At 70.9% G+C, this 13,502-nt stretch carries 13 protein-coding genes; all 13 read left to right on the top strand.

Features of this window, described 5'->3' with window-relative positions:
* The first annotated feature begins 20 nt into the window (after positions 1-20).
* The 13 genes from ASF45_RS23245 to ASF45_RS23185 all read left to right on the top strand — a co-directional run bounded on the left by ASF45_RS23245 (position 21) and on the right by ASF45_RS23185 (position 13,494).
* Positions 21-800, top strand: coding sequence for an oxepin-CoA hydrolase, alternative type (locus ASF45_RS23245; RefSeq protein WP_056668589.1), 780 nt, complete (start codon positions 21-23; stop codon positions 798-800).
* Positions 797-2,884, top strand: a complete 2,088-nt coding sequence (locus ASF45_RS23240; RefSeq protein WP_056668586.1) for an acetate--CoA ligase family protein — start codon at positions 797-799, stop codon at positions 2,882-2,884. The genes ASF45_RS23245 and ASF45_RS23240 overlap by 4 nt, the downstream gene beginning before the upstream one ends.
* A complete protein-coding gene (locus ASF45_RS23235; protein ID WP_056668582.1) occupies positions 2,881-4,236 on the top strand; it encodes an acyclic terpene utilization AtuA family protein in 1,356 nt (451 codons plus the stop codon). Before ASF45_RS23240 ends, ASF45_RS23235 begins: the two co-directional genes overlap by 4 nt.
* Positions 4,237-4,238: 2 nt before the next feature.
* Complete coding sequence (locus ASF45_RS23230; protein ID WP_056668578.1) at positions 4,239-4,601, top strand: hypothetical protein; 363 nt, start codon at positions 4,239-4,241, stop codon at positions 4,599-4,601.
* A complete protein-coding gene (locus tag ASF45_RS23225; protein ID WP_056668575.1) occupies positions 4,598-5,563 on the top strand; it encodes a tripartite tricarboxylate transporter substrate binding protein in 966 nt (321 codons plus the stop codon). Before ASF45_RS23230 ends, ASF45_RS23225 begins: the two co-directional genes overlap by 4 nt.
* A complete protein-coding gene (locus ASF45_RS23220) occupies positions 5,563-6,735 on the top strand; it encodes a CaiB/BaiF CoA-transferase family protein (protein WP_162244048.1) in 1,173 nt (390 codons plus the stop codon). The genes ASF45_RS23225 and ASF45_RS23220 overlap by 1 nt, the downstream gene beginning before the upstream one ends.
* A gap of 25 nt (positions 6,736-6,760) precedes the next feature.
* A complete protein-coding gene (locus ASF45_RS23215; RefSeq protein ID WP_056668569.1) occupies positions 6,761-7,729 on the top strand; it encodes a tripartite tricarboxylate transporter substrate binding protein in 969 nt (322 codons plus the stop codon).
* 197 nt (positions 7,730-7,926) lie between these two features.
* The gene (locus ASF45_RS23210; protein WP_156473151.1) at positions 7,927-9,393 is read left to right on the top strand and encodes a GGDEF domain-containing protein; all 1,467 of its coding nucleotides are present in this window, start codon (positions 7,927-7,929) and stop codon (positions 9,391-9,393) included.
* A 137-nt stretch (positions 9,394-9,530) separates the two neighbouring features.
* Complete coding sequence (locus ASF45_RS23205) at positions 9,531-9,833, top strand: DUF3649 domain-containing protein (protein ID WP_056668563.1); 303 nt, start codon at positions 9,531-9,533, stop codon at positions 9,831-9,833.
* Entirely contained in the window at positions 9,830-11,509 is a 1,680-nt protein-coding gene (locus tag ASF45_RS23200; RefSeq protein WP_056668561.1) for a PepSY-associated TM helix domain-containing protein, read from the top strand. The genes ASF45_RS23205 and ASF45_RS23200 overlap by 4 nt, the downstream gene beginning before the upstream one ends.
* Positions 11,506-11,865, top strand: coding sequence for a DUF3325 domain-containing protein (locus ASF45_RS23195; RefSeq protein ID WP_056668558.1), 360 nt, complete (start codon positions 11,506-11,508; stop codon positions 11,863-11,865). The genes ASF45_RS23200 and ASF45_RS23195 overlap by 4 nt, the downstream gene beginning before the upstream one ends.
* A gap of 378 nt (positions 11,866-12,243) precedes the next feature.
* Positions 12,244-12,708, top strand: a complete 465-nt coding sequence (locus tag ASF45_RS23190) for a DUF2846 domain-containing protein (protein ID WP_056668554.1) — start codon at positions 12,244-12,246, stop codon at positions 12,706-12,708.
* Positions 12,709-12,852: 144 nt separating this feature from the next.
* Positions 12,853-13,494, top strand: a complete 642-nt coding sequence (locus tag ASF45_RS23185) for a peroxiredoxin (RefSeq protein WP_056668551.1) — start codon at positions 12,853-12,855, stop codon at positions 13,492-13,494.
* Positions 13,495-13,502 lie beyond the last annotated feature (8 nt).

Here is a 13,502-nt window from a genome sequence, read left to right as displayed (position 1 = left end):
GGCGGCCGGGCGCCACTGACATGGCGGCGCAACTGCTGTCCGAGCGCCGCGGCCGCGTGCTGCTGCTGACCATCAGCCAGCCCGAGGCCCGCAACGCGCTGCATCCCAGCCTGTACCCGCAGGCCACCCAGCATTTCCGCGATGCGGCGCAGGACGCAGGCCTGGGCGCCATCGTGCTGTGCGGCGACGGCGCGCACTTCTGCGGCGGCGGCGATCTGCGCCGGCTGCAGCAGCAGCGCGCGCAGCCGGCCGAAGGCCAGCTGCAGATCCTCGACGCGTTGCACGACTGGGTCGAGGCCATGCGCGCCTGCCCGCTGCCCGTGATCGCCGCGGTCGAGGGCGCGGCGGCCGGTGGCGGCTTCTCGCTCGCGCTGGGCTGCGACCTGCTCGTGGCCGCCGAGAACGCGCGCTTCGTGATGTCCTATGTGCGCATCGGTTTGTCCCCCGACGGCGGCGGCTCGGACGCCCTGGCCCGCGCACTGCCGTCCCAGGCCGCGCTGGAACTGCTGCTGGACGGCGAGCCGGCCACGGCCGCGCGACTGCATGCGCTGGGCCTGGTCAACCGCGTCGTGCCGCCCGGCACCGCCGTGGCGCAGGCGCTGGCATGGGCCAGTCGCCTCGCGGCCGGCCCGCGCACCGCGCAGCGCCAGATCAAGCAGCTCGTGCACGCCACCCGTGGCCGCACGCAGCGCGCCCAGCTCGATGCCGAGCGCGACGCCTTCGTCGCCAGCCTGTACAGCCCCGAATGCGGCGAAGGCATCGCCGCCTTCCTCGACAAACGCCCGCCCAGCTTCCCATGACTGACCACCTGCACGCCGCGCTGAACCCCGCTTCCATCGCCGTCATCGGCGCCTCGGAGAACCCGCACAAGATCGGCGGCCGGCCCATCGCCTACATGCAGCGCATGGGTTACCGCGGCAAGCTCTACCCCATCAACCCGGCCCGGCGCGAGCTGCAGGGCCTGGCCTGCTATTCCTCTCTGGCCGAGCTGCCCGAGGTGCCCGAGATGGCCATCGTCATCGTGGCCGGCGAGCAGGCCATCGCCGCGGTGGAAGATTGCGCCGCGCGCGGCGTGCGTTGCGCGGTCGTGATCGCCTCGGGCTTCGGCGAGACCGGCACGGCCGGCAAGGCCCAGCAGGACCACATGCGCGACGTGGCGCGCGCCGCCGGCATGCGCCTGGTCGGCCCGAACACCCAGGGCCTGGCCAACTTCGGCACGGGCGCCATCGCGAGCTTCTCCACGCTGTTCACCGAGATGCCGCCGGCCGATGGCCCCGTCGCCGTGGTGAGCCAGAGCGGTGGCATGGCCGCCATGGTCTACGGCCTGCTGCGTGCGCGCGGCCTGGGCGTGCGCCACGTGCACGCCACCGGCAACGAGGCCGACGTGGGCGTGGCCGACCTGGCCTGGGCCGTGGCGCAGGATCCGCAGGTCAAGCTGCTGCTGCTGTACCTGGAGCACATCGCCAGCCCTGCCCTGCTGGCCGCCACCGCCGCCCATGCGCGCCAACGCGGCCTGCCCATCGTGGCCGTGAAGGCCGGGCGCACGGCAGGCGGCGCGCTGGCCGCGTCCTCGCACACGGGATCGCTGGCCAACGAAGACCGCGTGGTCGATGCCTTCCTGCGCCGCCACGGCATCTGGCGCGTCAGAGACCCCCATGCGCTGGCACTGGCCGCACCGGGCTACCTGCAGGGCTGGCAGCCACGCGGCAGGCGCTTGGTCATCGTCAGCAACTCGGGCGCCAGCTGCGTGATGGGGGCCGACGCGGCCGAGCAGCATGGCCTGCAGATCGCCACGCTGTCGGACACCACGCGGCGCGAACTCGCGGCGCGGCTGCCGGGCTTCGCCACCACCACCAACCCGATCGACATCACGGCCGCGCTGCTGTCCAACAGCGGCCTGTTCAGCGAGGTGCTGCCCGTGCTCGCGCAGGACGATGCGGCCGACATGGTGTTCATCCACATCCCGGTCTCGGGCGCGGGCTACGACGTGGAACGCTTCGCGCGCGACACCGCGGCGTTTGCCCAGGCCAGCGGCAAGCCCGTGGCCGTGGCGGCCTGGCAGGAGAACGTGGCCGCTGTGTTTCGTGCGGCGGGCGTAGCGACCTATGCGAACGAAGACGAAGCACTGGGCGCGCTGGCGCACGTGGCCGACCACATGGCGCTGCTGCGCGAACCGGAGCCGCAGGCTGAAGCACTGCCCGCGCCTGCGCTGCCTGGCGCCAGCGGTCTGCTCAACGAAGCCGACAGCCTTGCGCTGCTGGCCGCCCAAGGCGTGCCGGTGGTCGCGCACCGCCTGTGCCGCACGGCCGATGCAGCGCGTGCCGCCTTCGCCGAACTCGGCGGCCCGGTCGCCGTGAAGGCCTGCTCGCGCGACGTGCCGCACAAGTCCGAGCATGGCCTGGTCGCGCTGAACCTCATCGACGCCGACGCGGTCGCCACCACCTTCACGCAACAATGGAACAAGCTCGCCGCCATGGGCGCCGCGCAGGACGGCGTGCTGGTCGCCCGCATGCAGCGCGGCCGGCACGAGACCATGGTCGGCGCCCACATCGACCCGCAGTTCGGCCCCGTCGTGGCCGTGGGCGACGGCGGCAAGTACGTGGAGGCCATGCGCGACGTGGCACTGCTGGTGCCGCCCTTCACCGAGGCCGAGGTGGTGGCCGCGCTGGGCAAGCTGCGCATCGCGCCGCTGCTGGCCGGCACGCGCGGCGACCCGCCGCTGGACGTGCAGGCGCTCGCGCGCATCGCCGTGCAGGTGGGCCAGACCATCGTGACGGCCCAGGGCCGCATCGCGTCCATCGACCTCAACCCCGTGCTGCTGGCGCCTGCAGGCGAAGGCGCCACCGTCGTCGACGCGCTCATCGAACTGAAGGATTCCGAATGACCAAGACCATCCGCATCGGCTCCGGCTCGGCCTGGTGGGGCGACCGCATCGAGCCGGCTCAGCTGAACGCCGAACAGGGCCGGCTCGACTACCTGTGCTTCGAGACCATGGCCGAGGCCACGGTCTCGGCGGCCCAGGTGCGCGCGCGGCGCGATCCGTCCTTCCCGGGCTACGACACCTATCTGGACGACCGCATGCGCGCCGTGCTGCCGGCCTGCATCGCGCAGGGCGTGCGCATCGTCTCCAACCAGGGCTGGATCAACCCACGCGGCGCGGCGGCGCGCATCGCCGAGCTGCTCAGGGAAATGGGCCACCAGGGCGTGAAGATCGCGGCCGTGGACGGCAGCCTCGTGACCGAGCGCATCGCGCAGCTGGCCGACACCGTCATGGAGACCGGCGCGCCGCTCGCGTCGCTGGCCGACAGCATCATCTCGGCCGAGGTCTACCAGGGCGCGGAACCCATCGCCGAGGCCCTGCGCGCGGGCGCGCAGATCGTGGTCACGGGCCGCGTGGCCGACCCCTCGGTGTTCATGGCGCCCATGATGGCCGCGTTCGGCTGGGACGCGCTGGACCATGCGCGCCTGGGCGCAGGCAACGGCATCGGCCACCTGCTCGAATGCGGCGCCCAGGTCACGGGCGGCTACTTCAGCGACCCCGGCTTCAAGGAAGTGCCCGACCCCTGGAACTTCGGCTTCCCGATCGCCGAGGTGTCGGCCGACGGCAGCGCCGTGATCGAGAAGGTCGCCGGCACCGGCGGCGCGATCGACCTGCGCACGGTCAAGGAACAGCTGCTGTACGAGGTGCACGACCCGGCCAACTACATCACACCCGACGTGGTGGTGGACTTCACGACCACCCGGCTGGAGCAGATTGGCCCCGACCGCGTGCGCGTGTCCGGCATCGGTGGCAAGCCGCGCACGCCCACGCTCAAGGCCTCGGTCGGCTGCACCGAGGGCTTCATCGGCGAGGACATGTTCTTCTACGCCGGCTCCGGCGCGCTGCGCCGCGCACAACTGGCCAAGCGCATCCTCGAGGAGCGCTTTCGCATCGTGGGCCTGAAGGCCGAGGACCTGCGCATCGACTTCCTGGGGCTCAATGCGGTGCATGGCAAGGCCACGCCCGCGGACTGGCCCGAGCCCTACGAGATCGCAGTGCGCGTGGCCGCGCGCACGCGGACCAAGGAAGAGGCGCTCAAGGTCGGCCGCGAGGTCGACGGCATGGCCGTCTCGGGCATCGCCCACACGGGCAAGCGCGTGCCGCACCAGGACCGCACGCGCGAGGTCATCGGCGTGTGGTCCACGCTGGTGCCGCGCGAGGCGATCCAGCCCGTCATCACCTACATCGAAAGCTGACCATGGATGTGATGCTCCAACACTTGGCCCACTGCCGCTCCGGCGACAAGGGCAACACCGTCAACATCGGCGTGTTCGCCTACGAGCCCGCGCTGTACCCGCTGCTGGTCGAGCAGTTGACCGCCGAGAAGGTGAAGGCCTTTTACCAAGGCGCCATCACGGGCGAGGTGCTGCGCTACCCGGTCGACGGCCTGCATGCGATCAACTTCGTCGCGCACGGCGCGCTGGGCGGCGGCGTTTCTCGCAGCCTCGCGCTGGACCAGTACGGCAAGGCCATGTCGGCTGCGCTGCTGCGCTTTCCGATCACGGTGCCGGAGACGCTGATGGGCACGCTGCGCAACCACTCCGAAGGGGCACCCGCATGAAGCGCCGCACCGCCCTGCACGGCCTGGCCGCGCTGGCGGCCGCGCCCGCGCTGGCCCAGGCGGCCTATCCCAGCAAGCCCGTGCGCCTGATCGTGCCCTATCCGCCCGGCGGCACGACCGACCTGCTGGCCCGCCTGGTCGCCGCCGGCCTGGGCGAGAGGCTCGGCCAGAGCTTCACGGTCGAGAACCGGGCCGGCGCGAGCGGCGCCATCGGTTCGCTGGCCGTGGCCAAGTCGCCGGCCGACGGCTACACGCTGGTCATGGCCACGATCAGCTCGCACGGCATCAACAGCGCGCTGAACAAGGCCCTGCCCTACGACCCGCTGGCCGACTTCGCGCCCATCACCTGCGTGGCCAGCACGCCCAACGTCATCACCGTCAACGCGGCCCTGCCGGTCAAGACCCTGGCCGAGCTGCTGGCCATGGCACGCGCGCAGCCTGGCAAGCTGAGCTTCGGCTCCACGAGCGCGGGTGGCTCGCCGCACATGAGCGTGGAGCTGCTCAAGATGATGGCCGGCGTCGACATGGTCCACATCCCGTACAAGGGCGGCGGCCCCATGCTGACCGATTTGATCGGCGGCCAGATCCCGGTGGGCGTGGACAACCTGCCCTCGTCCATGGCCCACATCCAGTCCGGCCGCATCCGCGCGCTGGCCGTCACCACGGCGCAGCGCTGGCCCGGCACGCCCGACATCCCCACCGTGGCCGAGAGCGGCGTGCCGGGCTACGAGGCCAGCGCCTGGTTCGGCCTGCTGGCGCCGGCCGGCACGCCCTCACCCATCGTCGAACAGTTGCAACGCGGCGTGGCCGAGTTGCTGCGCCAGAGCGCCGCGGCACAGCGCCTGCAGGAGATGGGTGCAGCACCCGTGGCGAATGCGCCCGACGCGTTCGGCCGCCAGATCGCGGCCGAGATCGCCAAGTGGAAGAAGGTGGTCGCGGCCACCGGCGTGAAGGTCGAATGATGTTGGAAGAACAGGCATACACCGGCCTGCGCGTGCTCGACATGAGCCAGGGCGTGGCCGGCCCCTACTGCGCCGCGCTGCTCGCCCTGCAGGGTGCGGAAGTGGTCAAGGTCGAGCCGCCCGGCGGCGACTGGATCCGCGTGATGGGCGGCGGCGAAGGCGGCATGACACCGCTCGCCGTGGCCAGCAACCTGGGCAAGCGCTCGCTGTGCATCGATGCGCGCAAGCCGCCCGGCCGCGCTGCCATCGAGCGCCTCGCCGCGCAGGCCGATGTGCTGGTCGAGAACTTCCGGCCGGGCGTGATGGCCCGGCTGAGGCTGGATGCGGCCTCGCTCTGCACGCGCCACCCGGGCCTGGTCTATCTGTCGATCTCGGGCTTCGGCGCCAGCGGCCCCTGGGTCGACAAGCCCGGCACCGACTCCGTGCTGCAGGCCTACACGGGCCTGGCCATGCTCAACCGCGAGGCCGACGGCCGGCCGCGCCGCATCGGCATGCTGGTGCCCGACACGGTCTCGGCGCTGTACGCCACCCAGGCCCTGGGCGCCGCGCTCTACGCGCGCAGCCGCACGGGCCGCGGGCGCCATGTGCGGATCTCGTTGGCCGAATGCTGCGCCGCCTTCCAGGCCGCACCACTCTACGAGAGCGCGCTGTTCGCGGGCCGGCAGGCGCCGCCGACGGCCGTGCCTTCGGGCGTGTTCCGCACGCAGGACGGCTTCATCACGCTGCTGGTGCTGCGCCAGGACATGTGGGAGCGGCTGTGCACCGCGCTGGGCCGCGACGGCTGGCGCGGCGACCCGGACTACCGCGACAACCCCGCGCGCGGCCGCAACGCCGCGGCCCTCAATGCGGCCATCGCCGAGCAGCTCGCGCAGCAGCCCAGTGCGCACTGGATCGCCACGCTGGAGGCGGCCGACGTGCTGTGCGCCGAAGTGCAGGACTACGCGCAGTTCCGCGACCACCCGCAGATGCGGCACCAGGGCACCTTCGGCCGGCTCGCGCAGCCGCCCTATGAGCCGCTGCCCATGCCCTACCTGCCCGGCACGCCGCGCGGCGGCCCGATCCCGCCCGCACCGGCGACGGGCCAGCACACGCGGGCTGTGCTCCATGACATCGGCTACGCGGCCGACGAGATCGCCGCGCTGGAGCAAGACGGCATCGCCGTGCAAGGCTGAACAGCCCACAACGAGGAGACAACGCATGAACCGTCGCACGCTGTCCGCACTGCTGCTGGCCACGGCCAGCGGCATGGCGCCCCAGGCACAGGCCCAGGCCTGGCCCAGCAAGCCCATCCGCATGGTCATCCCGTACCCGCCGGGCGGGCCGACCGACATCCTGGGCCGCATCGTGGCCCAGCAGCTCGAGGGCCGGCTCGGCCAGAGCGTGGTGGTGGACAACAAGCCCGGCGCCAGCGGCATGATCGGCGCCGACATCGTGGCCAAGGCGCCGCCCGACGGCTACACGCTGCTGGTCAACGCGTCCATCCACGTCATCAACCCCAGCCTGTACAAGAAGCCACCCTACGACGCGATCCGCGATTTCGCGCCCGTGAGCCTGATCGCCGACGTGCCGCTGGTGCTGGTGGCCGCGCCCTCGCTGGGATTCAACACCGTGCAGGACGTGGTCGCCGCAGCCAAGGCCGATCCGAACCGGCTCAACTTCGCGTCCTCGGGCAACGCCGCCGCGCCGCACCTGGCCGGCGAGGCCTTCAAGATCGCCACCGGCGTGCAGATGCAGCACGTGCCGTACAAGGGCAGCGGCCCGGCGCTGGCCGACGTGATCGGCGGGCAGACGCAGCTGATGTTCGACTCCATGCCCTCCAGCATCGGCCAGATCCGCGCCGGCAAGCTGCGCGCCATCGCCGTGACCACGGCCAAGCGCGCGAGCGCGCTGCCGGACGTGCCGACCATCGCCGAGTCGGGCGTGCCCGGCTACGCCATCAGCACCTGGTACGGCGTCTGGGCGCCGCCGCACACGCCGGCCGAGATCGTCCAGCGCGTGTCGCAGGAGATCGCCCAGATCGTGCGCCAGCCGGCCGTGCGCGAGCGCCTGGCCGGGCTGGGCGCCGAGCCCGTGGGCAACACCCCCGCCGCGTTCGCCGACTACGCGCGCAGCGAGCTCGCCAAATGGGAGCGCATCGTCAAGGCTTCAGGGGCCACGGTGGACTGAGTGACGGGGTGACGGACGGCCCAACGCTGCCCGGCGCGCAGCATTTCGGCCGGTCAAGGGCCATCGTCGGCCGATTCGATGTCCGATATTCACAAATTCCCGACCGGACAGGCGCTGACATCTGCAACAATTTGCGTTGACTGGCACGCTTGCGCGCCTACCCGCCCCCACAAAAGCAGGGAGACGCAATGCAGACCATGAACTCCCAACGCGACAAGCTGACCCGTCCGCAAAAGCTGGAGTCGAGCATCCCGGCTGTGCCTGCGACCCCGGCGCAGCTGCTGGCGGGGGGGGCGCTGGTCGCGGCCATCATGGCGACAGTCTGCGTGTTCGGCGTCTGGACCCGCCTGGCCGGCCAGCTGGCCGTGTTCTGGCCCGCCAATGCGTTGCTGTTGGGCCTGTTCATCCGCTTTCCGCGGCTGGACACGGCGGCCGGCTGGGTCGGTGCCTGCGTCGGCCACCTGTTGGCCGGCTTCATCGTCGGCGACGCGCTGCCGATTTCCGTGCTGCTGACGCTCACCAATTTCGCCAGCGTGCTGACCGGCTACCTGATGCTGGCACAGCCCTTCGGTGCCGACGCACGCAAGCTCCTCGGCGCGGCCGGCGTGCTGCAGCTGCTGGCGATCGCGGCCCTGGCCTCTGTGGCGGGCGGCCTGGCCGGCAGCCTCGTCGGGCCGGTGGCCTTCGGCGGCACGGCCCTGGAGTCCGGCCTGGCCTGGTTTGCCAGCGAACTGCTGAACTACTTCACCATCCTGCCGGCCGTGCTGAGCATCCCCACCGCGCAGCACCGCGAGGTGGTGCGCCAGTGGCGCAAGAGCATGCCGCCGCTGCGCCGGGCTGCGCCGCTGCTGGCCCTGCTGGCCTCGATGGCGGCCGCCTTGCTCGTCGGCGGGCCCGGGGCCGTGGCCTTCCCGGTGCCGGCACTGCTGTGGTGCGGCATGCGCTATGGCGTCTTTCCCACCGCGGTGCTGTCCCTGCTGACCACCGCCTGGACGCTGGTGGCGATCTCCAAGGGCGTGCTCGACACCGCGGTGCAGATCGAATCACCGGCCATGCTGATGTCGGTGCGCCTGGGCGTGACGCTGATCGCCATCTCGCCGCTGGCCGTGGCCAGTGCCATGGCCGCCAACCGCATCCTGATGGCGCAGCTGCGTCACATGGCCGAGCACGACCCGATGACCGGCACCATGAACCGCCGCGCCTTTGCCGAACAGGCCGGCAAGGCACTGCGGAGCGCCCGCGCGGCACGCCGCAGCGTGGGTCTGCTGGTGCTGGACATCGACCGCTTCAAAAGCGTGAACGATACCTACGGCCATGCCGTGGGCGACCAGGTCATCATCCTGGCAGCCAACCTCGTCGCCGACCGCCTGCCCGAAGGGCCCCTGCTGCTCGGGCGGCTGGGCGGCGAGGAGTTCGCCGTGCTGCTGCCCGATGCCGACCCCGCGCGCACGCGCGAGGTCGCCGAGCGCGTGCGCCAGGCCTGCGCCGAGGCCGCCGTGGACCTCGGCCAGGGCCGCACCACCGGGTTCACGGTCAGCATCGGCGCCAGCGTGAGCCAGCCGGCCAACGCCAGCCTGGACCACCTGCTGCAAGCGGCCGACCGCGCGCTGTACGAGGCCAAGCACGGCGGACGCAACCGCGTGGTGCTGACCGACGCGGTGTGAGCAGTATCTTTACCAGCGCAACCCCTCAGTTGCGAGTAGTTTTCATTTAACATCGCCCGCTTCCGGGGAAACCTGTTCCCCGCCAGCCCGCCGTGCCGGGCCCATCCGGCCCGACCGAGGCCGAAGGAAGACGAGGGATGTCGAAGGAAAAGATCGGCGCGCGCTACCGCCTCGCGGTGGCCTCGCGTGCCCTGGCCGCCGTCGGCGGCGGCTACGCGCTGTCGGCCCTGGCCGCCACGGCCGTGGCGCTGTACCTGCCGCTGCACCGCGCCGAGGCGGTGATCACGGGCACATTGGCCTCTTTCGTCGTCTATACCTGCGCCGTGCTGTGGGCCTTCGCGGCGCGCAGCGCCTGGCGCGCCTGGGGCGGCCTGGCCCTGCCCGCGCTGCTGCTGGCCAGCGGCCTGTGGCTGGCGCAACGCGCGGGAGCCGCGGCATGAAGGAAGGCTTTCGCCAATCCATGGCCTGGCTGCACACCTGGTCGGGCCTCTTGGTCGGCTGGGTGCTGTTCATGGTGTTCGCCGCCGGCACCTCGGCCTACTTCCGCGACGAGATCAGCCTGTGGATGAAGCCCGAGCTGCACGCGGGCACCGCGGCCCCGCCGGCCGTACCCGAACAAGCCGTGGCATTGGCGCTGCAGCATCTGCAGGACAAGGCGGCCGGCAGCCCGCGCTGGACCATCGAGCTGCCCAGCGAGCGCGAGCCACTGCTGCGCACGGGATGGACGGTGCCGCCGCCGGCCACGGCCGCCTCCGCGCCGCGCGCGGACGAGCGCCCGCGCCGTGCCCGCTTCGCATCGGCCACGCTGGATCCGGCGACGGGCCGGCCCGTGGCGGCCCCGCGCGAGACGCGCGGCGGCGACTTCTTCTACCGCCTGCACTTCGACCTGCACTACATGTCGGCGATCTGGGGCCGCTGGATCGTGGGCTGCTGCGCCATGTTCATGCTGGTGGCCATCGTCAGCGGCATCGTCACGCACAAGCGCATCTTCAAGGACTTCTTCACCTTCCGGCCGAAGAAGGGCCAGCGCTCCTGGCTCGATGCGCACAACGCCACCGCCGTGCTGGCCCTGCCCTACCACCTCATGATCACCTACACCGGGCTGGTCACGCTGATGTTCCTGTACATGCCCTGGGGCCAGGAGGCCGTCTACAAGAACGACCGCCAGGCCTTCATCGCGGAGGTCTTCCCCTCGTCCGCGGGTTTCAGCAACCAGAAGCCCGCCGGCGTGGCGGCGCCGCTGGTGCCCGTGGACGCCCTCATGCGCGAGGCCAGCACGGCCTGGCATGGCGCGGCCGTCAGCCGCGTCGTCATCAGCAACCCCGGTGACGCCACGGCCCGCGTGACGCTGTACCGGCAGGAGAGTGGCAAGCTCTCGGCCAACCAGAGCTCGGTCACCTTCGATGGCGCCAGCGGCCAGCTGCTGGGCCGTGCCGGCGAGGACATCGCGCCGGCCTCGGACACGCGCGGCGTGCTCTACGGCCTGCACATCGGCCGCTTCGCGCACCCGCTCCTGCGCTGGCTGTTCTTCGCCTCGGGCGTGGCCGGCTGCGTGATGGTGGCAACGGGCCTGCTGCTGTGGTCCGTCAAGGAGCGCCAGAAATACGCCAAGGCGCTCGCCAAGGGCGGCCGCGTGGGCTTCGGCCTGGGCCTGGTCGATGGCCTCAACCTGGGCGCCATTGCCGGCCTGCCGCTGGCCATGGCCGTGTTCTTCTGGGCCAACCGCTTCGTGCCCGTGGGCATCGCGGAGCGCCCCGCCACCGAGATCGCCTGCTTCTTCTGGGCCTGGGGCCTGGCGGCCGTGGCCGGCCTGGCCTGGCCGGCCAGGCGCATGTGGCAGGTCCAGCTGGCGCTGGGCGGCCTGCTGTTCGCGCTGCTACCGGTGCTGAACCCTTTGAGCGGCGGCATGGGCCTGCTCGCGAGCCTGCCGGCAGGCGAATGGCGCATCGCCGGATTCGACCTGACCGCGTTCGCGCTGGGCGCGGGCCTGCTGGCGGCCGCGTGGTACGTGGGCAAGCGCAAGCCGGCCGCCAAGCCGCGCGCGGCGGCTGCCAAGGCCGAGGCCAGCGTGCTGGCGGTCGAGCCGCGGCTCGAGACCGCGAGAGCCGGCCGATGAAGACGCTGCTGGCCTTCTCGGCCGCGCTGACGGGCTTCTCGGCGCTGAGCCTGGCGATGGACCGACACTACGAGGACTACAAAGGCCGCGGCAACACGCCGTCGGTGGCGCTGCGGCGCTGGATGCAGCTGGGTGGGGCGCTCGGCCTGGCGCTGTCGCTGTGGGCCGCCATCGCGGGCTACGGCAGCGCCCAGGGCTGGGTGTTCTGGTTCGGCGCGATGACGGTGGCGGCGCTGGCCGTGGTGCTCACGCTGACCTATGCGCCCACGCGCATCGTGCGGCTGCTGCGGGCCGGTGGCGTGCTGTTGGCCTTGAGTGTGCTGGGCACGCTTGCATCGCAGGCTGGACGCTCGTAGGCAACGCTGGCGGCACGCGCGGCGGCCGGCATCGACGGATGCCGGATCGAACACCACCACGTGTGCGCTCCGGTTCAACGCCTCCCGTTCTTCGCTGGCGCGCGCGTCGCAGCGCGGACATGGCGCTCGCTTCTTCCGAAGGCACGAGGCGGGGTCCCCGCGACACCAATGACCCCCACCGCATACCTCGTTGCCCCGGCGGTCTTTTGGACAGCTTGATCAGAATGGCGGGCGGGTCGAATCCTCCAGGCGTTCTGTGCAGTTACGTGTCGAAACAACGTGCACAATCGCGCCCGCTCACGCACCACGCGATGCAGCAAACGAGACGGCTCGCCATCGGGCTGCCCACAGCCCATGGGCCTTCACAAGATCCACACAATGAAGATCAACCACAACATCACCGTGCTTGCACTGTCCGCCCTGGCGTTGACAGGATGCGCTTCCGTCAACATGGCCAGCAAGGAGGCATCCGACAAGGCCAAGCAGTTCAATGCCCCGAGCGCCGGCAACTCCGGGCTCTACGTTTACCGCAACAGCTTCGTCGGCAAGGCACTCAAGAAGGACATTTGGGTGGATGGCAAGTGCCTGGGCGAGAGCGCATCCGATGTGTTCTTCTATACGCAGGTCGAAGGCGGCCAGAAGCACAAGATCGAAACGGAATCGGAGTTCTCGCCCAACGCCCTGGAAGTGTTCATGGAAGCTGGCAAGAACTACTTTATCCGCCAGTACATCAAGCTTGGCGCGTTCGTGGGCGGGGCCGACCTGGAACAAATCCCGGAAGAGCAAGCCAAGGACGATGTGGTCAAGCTAGGCTTGGCACAACCGGGCAGCTGCGGCAAGTAAACGGCCTTGACGGCGCGCGTCCGCAACGGCCGCGCGCGCTCTCCCCGCCATATGCGCGCCGCAGCTAAGCATCCAAACAAAGCTTCGTTGGCCACCGCCGCCCCGCTCCCCAGAATGGATTCCCCATCTTCAGGAGCATCCCCCTTGGCCACCCTTCGATTGGGCGACACCGCCCCCGACTTCGAACAGCAATCCAGCCTGGGCACCATCCAGTTCCATCACTGGGCCGGCAACGACTGGGTCGTGCTGTTCTCGCACCCGGCCGACTTCACACCGGTGTGCACCACCGAACTCGGCAAGACCGCCGCGCTGTCGGGCGAGTTCGCCAGGCGCGGCGTCAAGCCCATCGCCATCAGCGTCGACCCGGTCGACAAGCACCGGCAGTGGATCGCCGACATCGACGAGACGCAGAAGACCTCGGTGCAGTTCCCGATCCTGGCCGATGCCGATCGCAAGGTGTCCGAACTCTACGACCTGATCCACCCCAACGCCTCGGCCACGGCGACCGTGCGCAGCGTGTTCATCATCGACCCGAAGAAGGTGGTGCGCGCCACCATCACCTACCCGGCCAGCACCGGTCGCAACTTCGACGAGATCCTGCGTGTGATCGACTCGCTGCAGCTGACCGACAGCCACAAGGTCGCCACGCCGGCCAACTGGAAGGATGGCGACGACGTGGTCATCCTGCCCAGCCTGCAGGACCCCCAGGAGCTGGCCGAGCGCTTCCCCAAGGGCTACACCGCCGTGCGGCCCTACCTGCGCACCACGCCGCAGCCCAACCGCTGAGGCGCACG

Origin of the sequence: Pseudorhodoferax sp. Leaf265 (genome assembly GCF_001422365.1) — a bacterium.
Lineage (GTDB): Bacteria > Pseudomonadota > Gammaproteobacteria > Burkholderiales > Burkholderiaceae_C > Pseudorhodoferax.
This window is presented reverse-complemented; position numbering and strand designations above follow the sequence as displayed.

Bases quoted from the DNA above. Each gene is read 5' to 3' on its own strand.
- ASF45_RS23245 (WP_056668589.1), top strand. From the start codon at position 21: ATGGCGGCGCAACTGCTGTCCGAGCGCCGCGGCCGCGTGCTGCTGCTG.
- ASF45_RS23240 (WP_056668586.1), top strand. From the start codon at position 797: ATGACTGACCACCTGCACGCCGCGCTGAACCCCGCTTCCATCGCCGTC.
- ASF45_RS23235 (WP_056668582.1), top strand. From the start codon at position 2,881: ATGACCAAGACCATCCGCATCGGCTCCGGCTCGGCCTGGTGGGGCGAC.
- ASF45_RS23230 (WP_056668578.1), top strand. From the start codon at position 4,239: ATGGATGTGATGCTCCAACACTTGGCCCACTGCCGCTCCGGCGACAAG.
- ASF45_RS23225 (WP_056668575.1), top strand. From the start codon at position 4,598: ATGAAGCGCCGCACCGCCCTGCACGGCCTGGCCGCGCTGGCGGCCGCG.
- ASF45_RS23220 (WP_162244048.1), top strand. From the start codon at position 5,563: ATGTTGGAAGAACAGGCATACACCGGCCTGCGCGTGCTCGACATGAGC.
- ASF45_RS23215 (WP_056668569.1), top strand. From the start codon at position 6,761: ATGAACCGTCGCACGCTGTCCGCACTGCTGCTGGCCACGGCCAGCGGC.
- ASF45_RS23210 (WP_156473151.1), top strand. From the start codon at position 7,927: ATGAACTCCCAACGCGACAAGCTGACCCGTCCGCAAAAGCTGGAGTCG.
- ASF45_RS23205 (WP_056668563.1), top strand. From the start codon at position 9,531: ATGTCGAAGGAAAAGATCGGCGCGCGCTACCGCCTCGCGGTGGCCTCG.
- ASF45_RS23200 (WP_056668561.1), top strand. From the start codon at position 9,830: ATGAAGGAAGGCTTTCGCCAATCCATGGCCTGGCTGCACACCTGGTCG.
- ASF45_RS23195 (WP_056668558.1), top strand. From the start codon at position 11,506: ATGAAGACGCTGCTGGCCTTCTCGGCCGCGCTGACGGGCTTCTCGGCG.
- ASF45_RS23190 (WP_056668554.1), top strand. From the start codon at position 12,244: ATGAAGATCAACCACAACATCACCGTGCTTGCACTGTCCGCCCTGGCG.